This is a genomic window from Sphingobacterium sp. WOUb80 (assembly GCF_050058145.1).
GTDB lineage: Bacteria > Bacteroidota > Bacteroidia > Sphingobacteriales > Sphingobacteriaceae > Sphingobacterium.
This window is the reverse complement of the sequence record NZ_CP165617.1, coordinates 960,485-976,766: the sequence shown is the minus strand read 5'-3', so window position 1 is coordinate 976,766 and position 16,282 is coordinate 960,485. Positions and strand designations below refer to the sequence as shown.

The window sequence follows — 16,282 nt, the reverse complement described above, 5'->3', positions numbered from 1 at the left end:
CCGGTCGTTCCTTACGTTGTCATTTCAATTTTATGGATCTACCGTCTGAACAGTAATTTAAGGTATCCATACATATCGAACGGCTAAAACTGCCTCCATCTGGATTAATCCCCCCATTATGGTAAATGAAATACCATTGGTTTTTAAAAGGAACAATTGCCTGATGGTTCGTGTTTGTATCAATTTTTAGGTTTTTCTAAATGTTCATTTGTCAAGCAAACCTTCTTTATTAAAACTTAACCATGGATTATTTAATGCACAAAATCTAAATTATCTTGATCTAGGAGGGGTATTCAACACAAATTTAAATTTGCTCAAAAATACTTTTCCACGACGCTGCAGAAGAATAAAATACGAGGTCTACTTTATTAATATTAAATACACATTTATTATTCAAATAGGCGACATTTTTTATGATAGTATAGTTTATAAAGAGATATTCTGCAATGGTAGAAGCCTCGAATCCGAGATGGCTGCAATCCGATGCCCTATAATCTTCATATACGCTGGATTTTGTTCAAATGAAAAAAAATCGGCCATGCTTTTCTGTTTGATCAGCATACAGATATCCCAATGTTCCTGATCGGGTCCTATCAGATAACGGTCACCGTGCCCAACAAAAAGTAGCTCACCGCCGCTTTTTTCCACAAAAGGTTTGGCTAGCTGTATATAATTCATAAACGCATCGTATCCCGAAATTTCTTTGATCGGCGCAATCTCTGGAAAATTAGTATAGTCTGCAATTTCCCTTAACTGAATCAAATTGAGATTTACAATGGGGCCTTGGATATTTTTCAATGCCAGATTCCTTCCGGCTTCATAACTGGGATACAAATACTTCTTTCTTGTCATATCAATAGCTACCTGTTGTTTCATTCACTTTACGCTTCAACTCAGTTGCGGCATGAAGTACGGCTTTTTTATAATCAATAATTTTGTCGTTTTCAAATGGAATAATAACTGCATTTTCAAACAGGAAATTTCCCTCGCCCAGTCTGTTCCAATCCTCCTGTAAGTTTTTTTTGTCAAATTGGCCCATGTTTAACATAAATCTGATTCTGTTGGAAAGAGCCGTTAAATTCATGCTATCTGCGATATATATTTTATTTTCGGCCCTATTGTAAATTGTTAAAACTCCCATCAATGGTTTACTTTCCAGGAATTCGGCTTTCAATTGTTTTTTATCTATTTTGTTCATGTGTTTTTTCATTAAAATTATAAATCTCCTCCCAATGACTTCAATTGTGCAGCAAAAACAAGGAGATCTGTTACGGCCATTCCGTCCAATAGCTTATTGGCGATGTGCTCAGCTGTAATAGTCGCCTCTTTAAAAATTCGATCACCAGCTTCGGTAAGCTTCACATAACTGACCCGGGCATCTCTATCATTGTGCTCTTTTATAACGAGCCCCATCTTTTCCATAGGTGAAATAATCCGTGTAATTCCTGAGGCTGTTAAACCGGTACTTTCAGCCAGGTCAATTCGTCGTAGCCGGTTCACGGGAGCCTGACTTAAGATATGTAGGATCATAAAGTCTGTCAGGCTTAGTCCATGTAAACTTAACCCATCAAACTTTTTGGTGATGACAGATTGAACTTTTATAATGTTCAGAATTGTATTAATCGCGGTCATATTATCATTTGCAAAATACTTGATTAGTCAAGTATTTTGCAAATATAATATTTTTATTTATATGCCCGAATAGAATAGACAAAAGATCCCGCCATACACTAAAGCGCTCTAAATCTATTTTTTTCACGGGAGAAAGAGATTTGTATAAAACTACACTTAGGTGTAGCATTGATTGACATAATCTATAATATTTTTGGACAAATCCTAATCGATAAGAGGCAAAAGCCAACGATCTACATAACATGAAAAGGATAGAATCCTCAAATATTAACAAATTTATTACCTATAGCATAGTATAAACATGACAAATTGCAAAAACTGTGGGACTGATATAACACTGAATTTCTGTCCAAATTGCGGTCAACCAGCGATCCTTAAAAGAATTGATGCGCATTATATCGCCCACGAAATTGAACATGTGCTTCATTTCGAGCGGGGAATCTTGTACACGATTCGTGAACTTATTACCACGCCGGGAAAAAATGTAAAAAAGTATATCGCCGAGAACCGAAGCCGCTTAGTAAAACCCATTATTTTTATCATCATCACTTCACTGATATATTCTATTATAAGCCATTTCTTTCATGTAGAAGACAAATATGTGAGTTATTACGAATCCAAACATTCTACCACGGGTTCGATATACCTTTGGATCCAGGGCCACTATGGTTACGCCAATATTATGATAGGCTTATTTATCGCTTTCTGGGCTAAATTATTTTTTAAAAAATACGGTTTTAATCTTTTTGAAATAGTCATCCTACTGTGTTTTATTTTAGGAATGACGATGTTGATCTATACTGTTTTTGCAATAGCCGAAGGCCTAACCCATACAAGCGTTATGGTTCAGGCCAGTATCGTCGCGATGTTATACAGCGTCTGGGCTATTGGGCAATTTTTCGATCCCAACAAAATAACGGCTTATTTAAAAGCGCTCTCAGTTTATATTTTAGGGTATCTATCATTTACTGTTGCTGTATTTATTATTGGTCTATTGATAGATTTAATCTTTATGAAAAATTAGTTTCTCCTCAATACATCATCTCCATTGCGAGACCCTCCTGCAAAAAATAGATGGGCAAATTTATATGCTAAACTTGCCCATTGTACTATTAATAACCGATTTAGAGATTATTCCTCAGATAGCCTTGAAAGTTATCTTGGAATTGCAGACCGTTCCCTAATCTATATTTACTTAATTTATTATGGAGTGTTAGTCCCCATAATACAAATTCAATCAAAAAATGGAGATCTTTAGGCATTGTTTCTGGTTGATATTGCTGAATTAAAGCAAGGATAGGAGCCACTTGGTCCAAAATTCGCTCATAATCGGTATCACTAAGCTCGTCCGATAATTCGATCCCCTCTGATTCCGAAAACCAACGAACAATATCATCGTAAGGGTAACGTTCGTTTTCTCTTTCCAGCTTCTCAATTTTAGGAAATAAGACTGGAAAAAGGTTTTTGACAGCATTTTCAATCAGTTGCAATGCGACAGTATCAGCTCCCTCCTGCTCACCTTCATAAACAAGCTCAACTTTACCCGTTATCGCTGGTACAATGCCCATAAAATCACTCAGCCGTACCGCGGTTGTTTCCGTACCGCTTCTGAGCATACGCAATTCAGCGGTGCTTAATAAGTTCTGAAATGCTGTAATGCTCATACGCGCACTCACGCCACTCTTTTCATCAACATATTCACTATTTCGTGCTTCAAAGCTTATCTGCTCAATCAATTCCCGCGCCAGTTCAGGGACGTATATCTGCTCCTTTTGGGCCGTTTCCAAGTTCGCCTCCTGCGCAGTAATTGCCTTTGCTATCTCAACCGATGTGGGATAATGCGTGAGTATCTGCGATCCTATGCGATCTTTCAGTGGCGTCACAATACTTCCTCTATTGGTATAATCCTCCGGGTTCGCAGTAAATATAAATTGCACATCTAAAGGTAAGCGTAACTTAAAACCACGGATCTGAATATCTCCCTCTTGCAAAATATTGAAGAGTGCCACCTGAATTCTCGCTTGAAGATCAGGCAGTTCATTAATGACAAATATGGAGCGATTTGCTCTTGGAATCATACCAAAGTGAATCACACGATCGTCTGCATAGCTCAATTTTAAATTTGCGGCTTTGATCGGATCTACATCACCGATCAAGTCGGCGACAGTTACATCTGGAGTGGCCAGTTTTTCAGCAAAACGATCACTTCTATGAAGCCAGCTTATCGGTGTTTCATCACCTTTCTCCCTCAGCAGTTCCAGGGCATAACGTGATATAGGATTATACGGATCATCATTAATCTCAGAACCCTGTACCACCGGGACATATTCATCCAGCAGATTGACCATGAGTCTAGCTAGACGTGTTTTCGCCTGACCGCGGAGACCTAGAAAATTAATATTGTGCTTGGAAAGAATAGCTCTTTCAAGTTCTGGAATAACGGTATCTTCATAACCATGCACTCCAGCGAAAACTTTTTCACCTTTCCTTATTTTTGTAATCAGATTCTGACGCAATTCTTCTTTTATTGTTTGAGGTTTATAACCCGAAGTTTTTAATGCACCAAATGTTGTAATCTTCGTGTAATCCATATATTCTTATCGTATTCTTTTTTTACGGTTTTCTTCATAATCCTCAAAAATCATTTCACCTAGATTTCCAAGTCCTGTATAATAAGCTTTCCCTTGATTTGAAGCTGTAAATTCGTCGACGAATTGCTGCAGGTAAGGATCTGAAGCAATCATAAAAGTAGTAATAGGTATTCCCAGCTTTCGAGCTTGCGCCGCCATACTATAGCATTTACTGGTGATAAAAGGATCCAAACCCATAGGATTCTTATAATAAGTACCGTCCGGCATATTTAGACAGCTCGGTTTTCCATCGGTTATCATAAATATCTGCTTATTTGCATGGCGTTTCCGCCTAAGTAAGTCCATCGCTAGCTTTAAGCCCGCGACCGTATTGGTGTGAAATGGTCCAACTTGCAGATAAGGCAGGTCTTTTATCGCGATAGGCCAAGCGTCGTTGCCGAAGACGATAACGTCAAGTGAGTCTTTCGGATAACGTGTCAGAATCAGCTCTGATAAAGCCATTGCGACTTTCTTGGCAGGTGTGATCCGATCCTCTCCATATAAAATCATGCTGTGACTGATATCAATCATCAACACCGTGCTCATTTGCGATTTAAACTGGGTATCCTCAACAACCAGATCATTTTCCGCTAAAGCAAACTCTCCTACCCCATGATTGATCTGCGCATTTTTTAAGCTCTCGGTCAAAACTATCTTTTCCAGGCCATCTCCATACTGATAGCTTCTGAAATCGCCCATATTTTCGTCACTGCGTCCCTGGTGATTGGTTTTATGATTGCCGGACCTTCCTTTTTTCATTTTTCCAAAAATTTGGTCCAAAGCATGCTGCCGCAGTGCCTTCTCCAGCTTTGAGGTTATATCCATCCCGCCTTCGCCAGCAGAATCCATCTTTTCTCTGACATATCCTTTATCCTTCAAATCCGCAATGAAGTCGTCTATTGTGTAAGCCGGGGTCGTCAGTTTAAACTCTCTATCCAATTGCCTTAACCAATCGATGGCCTCATCGAAATCACCTGAAGTGTGGGTAATCAGTTCTTTGAAAATGTCAAATAATTTATCAAAAGGCGATTGAAACGGCTCGTCATATTGCTTGAATAGAAAACCTTTATTTCGTTTCGTGCTTTTCATGCATTCCTTTCTATTAGTATGAAGAAGCAATTCAAATCGTTCTATCGGTTGCTCCATAGGATGAATTTACGAAATAATAATCCTTATGTAAGCGATATTCCTTTTTACATAAAAAAACTGGCTGTAGTATGACGATTGACAGTCAGCCTTTTTTAATTTTTAGGTGTAACAAAGGAAGATCAGATGATAACTAAATTCTGTCTTTTGACAGTGATTGTTCATTACTTGTTCAATGATTACTCAGTATAGGTTGTATAAATAATGACTAATTACTGTTTAAGAATTGGTTGAATATTGTTTTTAGGTATGATTTGGTATGAGTATGTTTCAGTTTTAGTATTTATCTTGATTATCTATAACCACTGCCTCGAATCAAATAGTTTTTTGTAATCGAAGGTTATTAATAATTGTTACGATTTGTTATACACGCGTTCTTATTCCTATGAATACAAACTTTATAAGTTAATTGACAACATTAAATTATAAGCAACTTACCAATCACATGAAGGTAAAAGATAGCCCATCGAATCTTTTTAAGGATATCTGCGTCTAAATCAAAAAAATTGAATATTTTTAGATAACAATTATAGTCCTTATGGACGACAAACAATTAATGGAAATAGATCAGTATATCAATACACTCTCGGACAGTGAGCAACAAGTAATCCGTCTATTCCGAAAAGCTATAATGGAAAATGACAGTACTGTTTCCGAGAGCTTCGGGAAATTCATGTCAAATCCTAATGCCATCAGCTTTAACGAAAAAGGAGTATTTAAATATGGGTTAACCGTCGCAAAGAATTATATTTCATTCCATTCCTTAGTGATGTATGCTAATCCAGAATTAATGGTAGCACTAAAATTAAAATTGCCTAGAGCAAAGTTCCAGAAAGGCTGCATTAATTTCAAAACATTGGATGAATTTCCCGCATCAGTATTAACAGAGCATATTCAGAATTCTTCCAAAATAGATTTTAGTCCCATGATAAATCGTTATCTAAAAAAGAAATAACATATTTGTGACGATCTATCCAGAAAAAATTCCAAACAGTTTTACCAAGAAAGTACCAGCGCACAAATCGGTAAGATCGACATGGTGACCGATACCGGGACCTACATAGACTATGAAGATCATCCTTACCTAACCGCAGGGGCAGCGGAGTACCTCCGCGATTGCAATGTTACGCTAGTCTGCATACACTGCCCTAATTTAGACAGCACAGCAGGTAATACACGTCCGGTACACTATGTTATTGGGCACGGATATATCGATCGTCGAACATCTCTGTAACCTAAGCTGTTTACCCGATGAAAATTTTACTTTTACAGCGGTCCCTCCCAAGATCAGTGGTGTGGGTACCTTTCCTATCAGGGTTTTTGCGTCCTTAAAAAATTTTGTCGATGTATAAAACAATAGAATAGCTAAAAATTGACCGACCGGAATCTGTCAAAATAAGTCTTTATTTAACTTTACTGGCAACAATAGAATAGACCATGGGAATTTTGTTTCCTAAATGAGCTATTCTGAATTTTTTAGATTCGAGTTCTGTCATATTTTTAAAAATTGGATAAGGGGAATAGTCAAATTCATTCAAGTCTTGAATGTTCAGCCCGTTATGAAGCAAAGCACCGACGACTTCGCTCATGCTATGATTCCAGGTAACGTAAGATTGTGTTATAGCTGCGCTTTTATCCGCATAAGTCCCTTCCTCGATTTCAACAATCGGAGCTACATTAAAATAATTATAGCCAATTTTATCAAAATTATCATCGAACATCCAGACAACTGGATGAAACTCAACAAAAACAAATTTCCCTTTCGGTTTTAAAAATCGTGAAATTATTTTTGCCCATTTGTCTAAATCTGGTAACCAAGTGATCGTACCGTAACTTGTAAAGATTAGATCAAACGGTTCGTCAAGATGATTCTCTAGGGCATAGAGGTCACAACAGATAAACTGTACATCGGCATTCGTTTCTTCAGCAATTTTCCGTGCACTTTCGATCGCTTTATCCGACAGGTCAACACCGGTCACTTTTGCTCCAAGTCTGCTCAAAGAAATCGTATCCTGTCCAAAATGGCACTGTAAACGTAAAATCTTTTTTCCCCTGATATCACCAATTAACGCCAATTCAATTGGATTCAGTGAAGTCTCCCCTTTCAAAAATCCTGCTAAATTATAAAATTCTGATTTTAAATGCGTATCCGTTCGGTTATTCCACGAGTGTTTATTTATTGCAATGTAGTTCTCTTCTGGATTGAAATCGATCATTTTTATTTTTTAATTACATGGTTAATTGCTAACTAAGTTACAACAAAAACCGTAATTCATTCGCATTCATAAAACCTTAATTTAATGAACTAGACAAAAAAATTATCACAAAGGTTCTCTATATTTAAATCGATTATGAAATACCTGCAACTTGAAGAGAATTAAGTAAAAGCAAGGCCCAGTTACGCGAAGGAAAAAATGACAATAAAAATCTATAAACCTGATAATGTACTCCTAAAAAGACATATCGAATGCTTTTATATACTTGAAAAAACCACAGAGGAACAACCTACAGTATATTTTACATTTCCTAGTATTTACACTATTGTTACCATAAGCAAGCAAACCCAAACTGTGGTAACTGGAAATAAAATAATGACCAAACATTGTCCATCTAACAGAATAGAAACTAACCTCGTATGTAACTTTAATGACCCCGTCCTCATCTGTTACGAAGGAAAAATAAATGAAATCACCACCTACTTTAAACCCCTTGGGATAAATGCTTTCATAACAAAGGACCTAAGATATTATAGCCATGGAACATTCCCCGATTTTAATCCATACATGGATTATAAAGATGCGATGAGCTCCATTCTTTCGATAGATGACAATTGTGAAAGAATAAAGGCCTTAGAAGCTTATTGGCTCTCAAAATTAGGGGTATTTGAAAATTCTTTGCTAGAAAACGTGATTTCCGAAATGTTAAATAAAGCGAACCTAAATCAATCTATGGCAGAATTCTCATTAAAAACAGGGCGTTCAAGAATGACAATAAACAAGCATTTTGATCAGCATATCTGTAAAACACCCTCCCAATTCAAAAAAATAATCAGATTCCGCACAGCTATTCAAAGTCAACTGGACGACAAAAACAAAATTGGCCTTTCATATCATCTGGATTACTTCGACCAATCCCATATGATCAGAGATTTTAAAAAATTGACAGGTTTTACACCAAAAGTTTTCTTTTCCAAGATATCGCATCTTGAACGAGGCCAAATAAAATGGATTTTTATCTAGCCGCTTTACAAAAATACAATCATGCAAGCTCATTAAATAGTAACATTGCTTCACAATAACTTATACAATACTTTTATGAAGCTATTAATTCTACTCATCCTGTGCCCTATTTTTCTATGTGGACAAGAAAAAACATCAGCTAAACTTGCAAAATATATGCAAGCGCAGGTCGAAGTAAATAACTTTAGTGGAACCGTGCTCGTTATAAAAAACAACACTATTTTGCTAAAGAAAGCCTATGGTCTCGCAGATTATGAATGGAATGTCAAAAATACAATAGAAACCAAATTCCAATTAGCATCGGTCACAAAACAGTTCACAGCAGCGGCTATTCTCCAGTTGATAGACATCGGAAAATTATCCCTAAATGATAAACTCAGTAAGTTTTTCCCCGATTATCCAAAAGGCGATAGTATCAGTATCCACATGTTGCTGTCACATACCTCAGGACTAGCCATGGGTTTCAAGGAAATCGCATTGAGCAGTATAAGCAGCGATTCTGCTTATACTGCAATCAAGAAAATTCCTTTCGAATTTTCACCGGGTACGAAAAGCTCCTACAGCAATATTGGTTATTATTTGTTAGCTAAAATTATTGAAAAGGTTTCAGGTGAGCGTTATGAAGCTTTCTTAAAGAAGAATATCTTTGAGAAAGTGGAGATGAAGAATACGGGGGTTAGTAACAATGAATCCATCGTCGCAAAAAAAGCAAAAGTATATTGTCACAACGAGGAAGGGCTAATTCATAATCCTTATATCAACTGGAATATCAACTTGGGCCATGACGGTGTTTATTCAACTGTCGAGGATTTAGCCCTATGGGACAAAGCCCTCTACGGAACAACCGTCTTGTCTGCCGCAATGAAGAAAAAGATGTTCACCCCATATGGTTCCGAAAATTGGGGCTATGGATTTATAATCAATCCGTTTTATAATCACGGACATTATTTGATTGCACATGACGGCGGATTCTTTGGGACAATGACTTCTTTTAATCGATTTACCGACGACAAACTCTTTGTCACTGTCCTTTCTAATAACGGCTCAGCCTCCCATATCATAGGTTATGGACTTTCTGCAATTGCCCTTGGCAAAGAAGTAGAAATGCCCTACAAACATCATCGGGCCAAAATAGATACGACCATATACAAAAACTATGTGGGTGAGTATGGCAAAATACAGGTGTTAAAAATTGGAGGTAAACTCCATTATAATGATGCGGATATTGAACTCATTCCCGAGTCTAAAACAAAATTTTTCAGAGCAGACGACAACGATAGAACCATCGAATTTATTCGGGATAAAACAGGAAACTATAATGCCCTTATTTTAACAAAAGGTGGTGTTAAAGAGATTTTTCCGAGATCCATTAAAAATTAATGAACCGCTATGCATACTTCTAGCATTAAAATTTTAATCTACTATTGGAACCCATAAAGAAAAAAATTAAATTACACCTATATCAGTCTAGCGTTAGATCGGATTATAAAGTATACTAAATTATAAGATATTGCAACAGATAGATCGGGAACCGAAGAAAGCTAAAAAGAATTTCTTATGGAAGTCTTTTATATTATGCCTAGTCTTTATGACAGCATATCTTATCAGTTTTTTCATTTTTGATCTTAGCAACAGTGAGCAGCTGAATTATATTATTTTTTCACCTCTTGCACTCGTGTCGAGCTGGATATTCTTTTATTTCTTTTTGCAACTAAAAGGTACCAAAAGCTTGAAATATTACCTGCTTGCATGGATGCTAATAGCCTTCGCCATTATTTATACGAATGGTATTTTTGATCTCGATATTCGACTTCAGAATTTCTTCCATTCTTCAAAGCTACCGAAGGAATATAGACAATATGTCGATATTAACAAGCCCAAAAACCGATTCGGAAAACATGAAATTATACTCTTCAAAGCAAGCGACCGTCCTATAGACCAGTTTTTAACGAAAAACAATGAACTAATCATTCACAGTTTGACCACAGCTACACATTCTAATACTCCATCACCAATCATTCATACTTTTTATAAACTGGACAAAAACGGCAACCAGATCGATCAGTATTTCTATAGACAGAACAAAGATGACGAGACAGAAATTCTATTCGAAGGTTATTTAATCAACGTAACGAAACATTACTTTCGCAACTGGCCGCTAGATGGAGATACGACAAAAAAAACAATCGAACTGTACAATGCCAATCTCAGCTGGTCCGAAGATCAACAACGTCAGGCGCTAAATGACATTGAAAATAAAGCTGTTTACCTGCTATCGGAGAAAATCTATGGTTTTGATCACCACGATTCTAAAAGTTACTCAAAAAAAACCTACTTAATGAACGGCAAATGGCACACGCTGTGTGAGAATATTTCGGATGATAATGAGTTTGCTCCACAGACCGAATCAAAAGGTCGCACCATGAATGATCTTTTTGGTCACTGGGAGAAGAATGAATGGCTAACGAATACCGCTCCAGCCAATGTACAATCTCTTTATTATCAAAAAATCAAACGTATACGCAACAGACATGATACCAAAAGTGGAAAGTATGCACCTGGAGACGTTTGGCAAGGCTGCCTATTCTCACAGCTTATTATCGAAAATGATACCTTAAAATTTAAGGATAGTTTATATCTCGACGAACAATGGCATTGGTCACAGATAGAAATCAACAATAGGAATATAGGGGGCCTAACTTTTGAAGATACCGAACAATTTCATACCTATGGTTATTACTCAAATCCGGCTTTAACTTATCAGCTTTTCACCAATCAGCGCAACAGGCTTTATTTGATAAAAAGACTGTGACCTTTACATCTGTCTTGATAAATTTCACCTTTCAAATACAAGCTAACTTTTCACAATCCAAAATAATGACTATATTACAAGAAATCAATTTTGTGAAAATATAGCCAATTTGGCAGCCATTGGATCCTAGTTGAAATAAAATTCAGGTATAGAAGGAAATACATCATATGAACAAAAGATATTTTTTCTACGTCATTATCATCATTGGCCTATTCACCTCGTGTGGCCTCATCCATAATCTTCCTGATTCGGCTTCTCCCAATACCGGAGCAGATCCTAATTTATGGTATTCATTTGTGGATCAAAATGGTAATTTCTACCCCGACAACTGGAAGAAAAACTATGGAATCCCTTCGAATAAAGCTGCTCGGGATCCTTATTCTCTTATGAAAATTGCCACCGACAAAGGTGACCGCGAACAATTACTCGCTTTTGAACGCGGCAACATGCTGCGTCTGTCAAAACGTATTGCTCCCAAGAAACGTGTTTTTATTTTGGTCCATGGCTTCAATGCTGATGAAGAATCAGTCGTAAAACAATATAAATATATTGCCGATCATATCGTTACAAACCCCAAAACCGATGAGATCATTCGATTTTATTGGGACGGTTTACGATCAACTTCCCCTTTTCGATCTGCAAAAAATTGGTTCTCAGCAGCCTCTTTTAGCCAGATGGCGGGTGAATTCGGATTACGGCGCATACTTAACAATATGGCCGATAAGGATGTTTTTATCATATCGCATAGCCGTGGTGCATCTGTTGTAATGAGCGCAATTTCAAATCCCGAATACAATAGTTCATTTTCCGCTCAGGCTAAAGACATTCACAATGTCGATATCGAGCGGGCAAAGCCATTGCTGGAAAACAAAAACAGGATTACCTGCATCATGCTGGCGCCAGCAATAGGCCTTTCCGAATTTCAATATACTGACACAACAACTAATACAAAAAAATTTGTCGATCTGAGCACACAAGTAAAGAAAATACATATCACGATTAATGGCACTGACAAAATGTTAAAGAAATTTTTCGGATTTCTATCCAACAAACTTAACCCAACTGATCTAGGGTATAAAGAGGAGAGCTTTAATGCGCTTAAGAAAAACTATACGATCTTTTCGAAGACGGATTTTACAGGAATGTCAAGTCACGATTTTAGTCGCTACATACGAGATCCCAAGTTCAAGCAAATGCTGCGGGAAGAATCAATTCAAGTACAATAAGTTGTTAGTCGCGCTGCGCATCTTGCTCTGCGCTCCGAGAAGTTGCGGATAACATTATATGGAATCAAACTAATAAACTGAGAAAACTAACTATTTTCTTGATTTAACAGATCTTTCTATATATAATTTTTCGATTCGGCCAAGATCCTTTTTATACGCCTCAAGATTCCACGTCATCCCAAACTCCTCAAGATACTCGTTCAAAGGTTCCAAACCTATTTCTTTCCTTAAGACATCGACTTTGTCAGGGTCCTGTAAAGGAACTATATAAGCATCTTTCGGTCCGATGGAAGTAATCGTTTGTGTGCCATAGATCTGCTTCTTTCCCTGGTTCATTAAAATTCTATCCGTTAAAAAAGCGAAATGCCAAGGCTCCGCATTTCCATTTTTAACCGCCGCCTCGAGGATAGGCAGATATTTATTTTGAACAAGTAAATCATCAATGTGCTGAATTCCCAAGAATAGCGTTTCGTTGCCTTCGCTTCCGATCTTATCTTTTCCAAGCCATCCATTTTGATCAACAATCTTAGCAACCACAGTGGCACTCTCGACATCGATTTTGTTCATTTGAGTTTGAATCTTTCTGATCAAAACTATATCGTTTGAATGCGTTTTTTGAGCAGTCAACAAAATCAATCGGATACTTTGGTCTCGCTTCTTTAAAGATACGAGCTCTTCCCTGACCGGATTATTATAGTGAGATTTAACTCGCTTAATTTGTTCCTCAACTTTCTTCCAGCCTACCAATCCATGAAGGGGTAAAAAGTCTTTTTCAAGGAGTATTTCATCCAGAAAATATCCTTCAGTAATCAAACTATCGATATTTTCAATCGCCTTCTCAAAGTGTTTTTTTTTGAATCTCACTAGTTGCAGCGGTATAAAATGGAACATTTTCTTTCAAATATGCATTCCATATTTCAGGATAGCTTCTTTCAAAGTTTGCATACGCATCGTTCGCTATCAGCCCAATGGATTTGTCAATGAGCTGGGCCGAATTTTGAGCCAAACTATGGTTAACAATAAATAAGAGAATAATTAATAATTGAATTTTCATTTCTAAGCTCTTTCGTATTTTTTCAACTCAATAAAAAGGGTAGATTTCAGATCTAACCTTAGATTTTATATCCGCGTTTAAAGTACGGCAACTATTTTCTCAAAACGGCCGTGATTACTTATAGAAGCTGGTAACAGCTCCTTTTGTCCCTCTAGTGTAATACCCGGCAAACCGAACGGATCTTTAACAATTGTGCATCTTTTGATTTCCACCACATGCTCCAAATGGTCCAATACCTTAACGGCTATAGTATGTATAAAATCAGGACAAACAATGGTCTTGGTATAATAACGATTCTCTGCACAGACGACCTCTCCTACAGCGGTACCGCAAGACCTTTCAACAAAGGAACACAGCAATTTAATAGGTGCATATTTTCTGCTACCCGTCTCTCTATTCCATATTTTGTAAGCAGCTTCTTTCATACTCCACAAAAGCCACACAACAATCTCCTGATCGTCACTATTGGCTATTAACAGCTGCTCGTTTTCACTAAATATCTTGTTAATAAACCCGCGACGTTTCCAATTGCTGTCTTTTCTGGATTGAACTAGATCGACAATGTCATTACCAATCATTTTTCATTAAGCTTGGTTTCTATAATATCGATTGCCGCCCTTACATTGAGCATACGTTCCATATCAGCATTTTCAATAACTATCTCGAATTGCTCTTCAATATCCAGTACAATATCAACCAGATTAGCGGAATTGATATGCAGATCATGAATAAAATCAGTTTCTTCGGAAAGCTTTCCAAATGCTTCTTCGTTTGTCGTATAAGATGCTATAATAGGTTTTAAAGCATTGATCAGTTCTTCTCTATTCATATGGCAAGTTATCAAATTTTTTAAATATTAAGCAAGCATTCACATCCCCAAATCCAAAACTTGCCTTGGCAATAATTTGAGGAGCAAAACTTCTTGTGTGCATAGGTACGTTTGATGGATCTATCAGTGCAGCAATTTCAGGATGTAGGTCAAGACAATTACTGTTTCCAAATATGAAACCGTGATATAGCTGCAATACCGTAGCTACGCTTTCTATACTACCAGCTGCACTGAGACAATGTCCAGTCATACCCTTTAGTGAGTTTATAAAAGGAAAATCCTTCCCCTTACGTCCAAGAGCCTCAATCCAGTTTTCTATTTCAAAAGCATCTTTAACGGTTGCTGTCAAATGGCCATTTATAGCATCGACATCTAAAGCGGAAACACCGGAATTTTTCAAGGCCTCTATAATACACCGGCGAACAGCTTCAGCATTAGGAGCGGTCATACTACCTGTCCCCCGCTGCCCTCCGGAATTTACCTCACCACCCAACAACTCACCATATATCGTCGTCTTTCGCGCTAAAGCACTTTCCAAATCTTCCAGTAGCAAAGCTCCTGCGCCGCTGCCGGGCACAAACCCTCCGGCTGTCGCACTCATCGGACGAGACCCTTCATGCGGACGATCATTATAATGCGAACTACACACGCGTAATGCATCAAAGCCACCCCAAATATAAGGGCCGCTGTCTCCGGTGCTGCCTGCTAGCATCCGTTTTGCCCTACCGGATCGAATACGGTCATAGGCCATTAAAATTGCTTCGGTCCCAGTTGCACAGGCAGATGAATTTGTTGTTACTTGGTTTCCAAGCCCCAATTTGCCGCCCAAATAAGCGCTGACACCACTGTTCATCGTCTGGGCCACAACCGTACTACCTAACCTGCGGGTCTGCAAATCATCAATTTTATAGATGCTCTCACGAAACTTATCGATACCAGAGCTTCCGGATCCAAAAATGGTTCCACTGTCCCAATCCGGAGCAGATTCATTCACTATCGGTAACCCCGCATTTGCCCAAGCTTCCATACCTGCAATGACTCCATATAATATCCCCGTACTGTTAAAACCTCTAAGCTCAAGTTCAGTGAAATAGCGCCTTTTAAAATCATCCGTTATTTCAGGAGTTCCTGCTATCTGGCAGGAAAACTGTAATTTCTCCAATTGCACATCATGTCGAATACCTGAGACACCATCTTTTATCGCTTGGGTAAAAGATGGTAGGCCTACCCCATTCGGTGCTACAACCCCCATTCCTGTAATGACGACTCTCTTCATAGCTCCTCCGTAATCATACCTGCCAATATCCCCTTACAAACCTCCTGTCCGGTTTCATTTTTCATAACGACCTCACATTTTAGTTTACCAAACCTGAAATACACTTTTTTTGAAAACACGGTAACTCTTTCCTTCGGATACACAGGCTTTAAAAATTCAATTTCAGTCGAAGTCAACGCTATAGCAGCGCTTGCCTTAACCTCCTTATCCAGCAAAAAAATTCCCAGACAGGCTAGACCTATCTGCGCCATCGTTTCGATCAAAATAACTCCTGGAGTAATCGCTTTACCATAAAAATGGCCTCTATAAAAATCCAGATTTTCATTAAAAGTAAAGGTACCAGCAATACCTTCCTCATCAACTTGAATTAATTCATCAACAAACAAAAAAGGCTCTCTATAGGGCAATTGTGCCATTATATCATTCAAATCCATTGAT

At 37.7% G+C, this 16,282-nt stretch carries 18 protein-coding genes; 6 read left to right on the top strand and 12 right to left on the bottom strand.

Translation table 11 applies throughout. The features are described from left to right. Nucleotides 1-426 precede the first annotated feature (426 nt). The 3 genes from AB1Z56_RS03870 to AB1Z56_RS03860 are packed head-to-tail and all read right to left on the bottom strand — an operon-like array spanning nt 427 to nt 1,632. Nucleotides 427-876, bottom strand: coding sequence for a hypothetical protein (locus tag AB1Z56_RS03870; protein ID WP_426791130.1), 450 nt, complete (start codon nt 874-876; stop codon nt 427-429). Further along, on the bottom strand, nt 854-1,198 hold the full coding sequence (locus AB1Z56_RS03865; RefSeq protein ID WP_309361260.1) for a GIY-YIG nuclease family protein: 345 nt from the start codon (nt 1,196-1,198) through the stop codon (nt 854-856). Before AB1Z56_RS03865 ends, AB1Z56_RS03870 begins: the two co-directional genes overlap by 23 nt. Before the next feature lie 17 nt (nt 1,199-1,215). Next, nucleotides 1,216-1,632, bottom strand: coding sequence for a MarR family winged helix-turn-helix transcriptional regulator (locus AB1Z56_RS03860; protein WP_309361262.1), 417 nt, complete (start codon nt 1,630-1,632; stop codon nt 1,216-1,218). A 301-nt stretch (nt 1,633-1,933) separates the two neighbouring features. Here AB1Z56_RS03860 and AB1Z56_RS03855 point away from each other — a divergent pair, with 301 nt between their 5' ends. Then, nucleotides 1,934-2,656 (top strand): DUF3667 domain-containing protein, encoded by a 723-nt coding sequence (locus AB1Z56_RS03855; protein ID WP_426791129.1) that lies wholly within the window; start codon nt 1,934-1,936, stop codon nt 2,654-2,656. A 100-nt stretch (nt 2,657-2,756) separates the two neighbouring features. On the opposite strand, the gene AB1Z56_RS03850 is transcribed toward AB1Z56_RS03855, so the two are convergent. Both AB1Z56_RS03850 and AB1Z56_RS03845 read right to left on the bottom strand, forming a co-directional pair. After that, nucleotides 2,757-4,223 (bottom strand): sigma 54-interacting transcriptional regulator, encoded by a 1,467-nt coding sequence (locus AB1Z56_RS03850; RefSeq protein WP_426791128.1) that lies wholly within the window; start codon nt 4,221-4,223, stop codon nt 2,757-2,759. 6 nt (nt 4,224-4,229) lie between these two features. Then, on the bottom strand, nt 4,230-5,351 hold the full coding sequence (locus tag AB1Z56_RS03845; RefSeq protein WP_309361268.1) for a vWA domain-containing protein: 1,122 nt from the start codon (nt 5,349-5,351) through the stop codon (nt 4,230-4,232). Between the two features lie 595 nt (nt 5,352-5,946). Here AB1Z56_RS03845 and AB1Z56_RS03840 point away from each other — a divergent pair. Next, entirely contained in the window at nt 5,947-6,363 is a 417-nt protein-coding gene (locus tag AB1Z56_RS03840; protein WP_309361270.1) for a hypothetical protein, read from the top strand. A 448-nt stretch (nt 6,364-6,811) separates the two neighbouring features. On the opposite strand, the gene AB1Z56_RS03835 is transcribed toward AB1Z56_RS03840, so the two are convergent. Then, nucleotides 6,812-7,624 carry a class I SAM-dependent methyltransferase gene (locus tag AB1Z56_RS03835; protein WP_426791127.1) on the bottom strand — a complete coding sequence of 271 codons (813 nt, stop codon included), beginning with the start codon at nt 7,622-7,624 and terminating at the stop codon, nt 6,812-6,814. A gap of 375 nt (nt 7,625-7,999) precedes the next feature. Between AB1Z56_RS03835 and AB1Z56_RS03830 the strand changes: the two genes are divergently transcribed. The 4 genes from AB1Z56_RS03830 (at nt 8,000) to AB1Z56_RS03815 (ending at nt 12,685) form a co-directional block, all read left to right on the top strand. Next, entirely contained in the window at nt 8,000-8,647 is a 648-nt protein-coding gene (locus AB1Z56_RS03830; RefSeq protein ID WP_426791126.1) for a helix-turn-helix domain-containing protein, read from the top strand. A 75-nt stretch (nt 8,648-8,722) separates the two neighbouring features. Further along, nucleotides 8,723-10,027, top strand: coding sequence for a serine hydrolase domain-containing protein (locus AB1Z56_RS03825; RefSeq protein ID WP_426791125.1), 1,305 nt, complete (start codon nt 8,723-8,725; stop codon nt 10,025-10,027). Between the two features lie 208 nt (nt 10,028-10,235). Then, nucleotides 10,236-11,459, top strand: coding sequence for a hypothetical protein (locus AB1Z56_RS03820; protein WP_426791124.1), 1,224 nt, complete (start codon nt 10,236-10,238; stop codon nt 11,457-11,459). A gap of 167 nt (nt 11,460-11,626) precedes the next feature. Beyond that, the gene (locus tag AB1Z56_RS03815; protein WP_426791123.1) at nt 11,627-12,685 is read left to right on the top strand and encodes an alpha/beta hydrolase; all 1,059 of its coding nucleotides are present in this window, start codon (nt 11,627-11,629) and stop codon (nt 12,683-12,685) included. A gap of 90 nt (nt 12,686-12,775) precedes the next feature. On the opposite strand, the gene AB1Z56_RS03810 is transcribed toward AB1Z56_RS03815, so the two are convergent. From AB1Z56_RS03810 to AB1Z56_RS03785, 6 genes are all read right to left on the bottom strand, one after another. Then, on the bottom strand, nt 12,776-13,549 hold the full coding sequence (locus AB1Z56_RS03810) for a DUF6624 domain-containing protein (protein ID WP_426791122.1): 774 nt from the start codon (nt 13,547-13,549) through the stop codon (nt 12,776-12,778). Next, nucleotides 13,524-13,739, bottom strand: a complete 216-nt coding sequence (locus AB1Z56_RS03805) for a hypothetical protein (RefSeq protein ID WP_426791121.1) — start codon at nt 13,737-13,739, stop codon at nt 13,524-13,526. Before AB1Z56_RS03805 ends, AB1Z56_RS03810 begins: the two co-directional genes overlap by 26 nt. 77 nt (nt 13,740-13,816) lie before the next feature. After that, nucleotides 13,817-14,317, bottom strand: a complete 501-nt coding sequence (locus tag AB1Z56_RS03800; RefSeq protein WP_426791120.1) for a 4'-phosphopantetheinyl transferase family protein — start codon at nt 14,315-14,317, stop codon at nt 13,817-13,819. After that, entirely contained in the window at nt 14,314-14,568 is a 255-nt protein-coding gene (locus AB1Z56_RS03795; RefSeq protein WP_426791119.1) for an acyl carrier protein, read from the bottom strand. The genes AB1Z56_RS03800 and AB1Z56_RS03795 overlap by 4 nt, the downstream gene beginning before the upstream one ends. Beyond that, on the bottom strand, nt 14,561-15,844 hold the full coding sequence (locus AB1Z56_RS03790; protein ID WP_309361289.1) for a beta-ketoacyl-[acyl-carrier-protein] synthase family protein: 1,284 nt from the start codon (nt 15,842-15,844) through the stop codon (nt 14,561-14,563). The genes AB1Z56_RS03795 and AB1Z56_RS03790 overlap by 8 nt, the downstream gene beginning before the upstream one ends. After that, complete coding sequence (locus AB1Z56_RS03785) at nt 15,841-16,278, bottom strand: 3-hydroxyacyl-ACP dehydratase FabZ family protein (RefSeq protein WP_309361291.1); 438 nt, start codon at nt 16,276-16,278, stop codon at nt 15,841-15,843. The genes AB1Z56_RS03790 and AB1Z56_RS03785 overlap by 4 nt, the downstream gene beginning before the upstream one ends. Between the last annotated feature and the right edge of the window lie 4 nt (nt 16,279-16,282).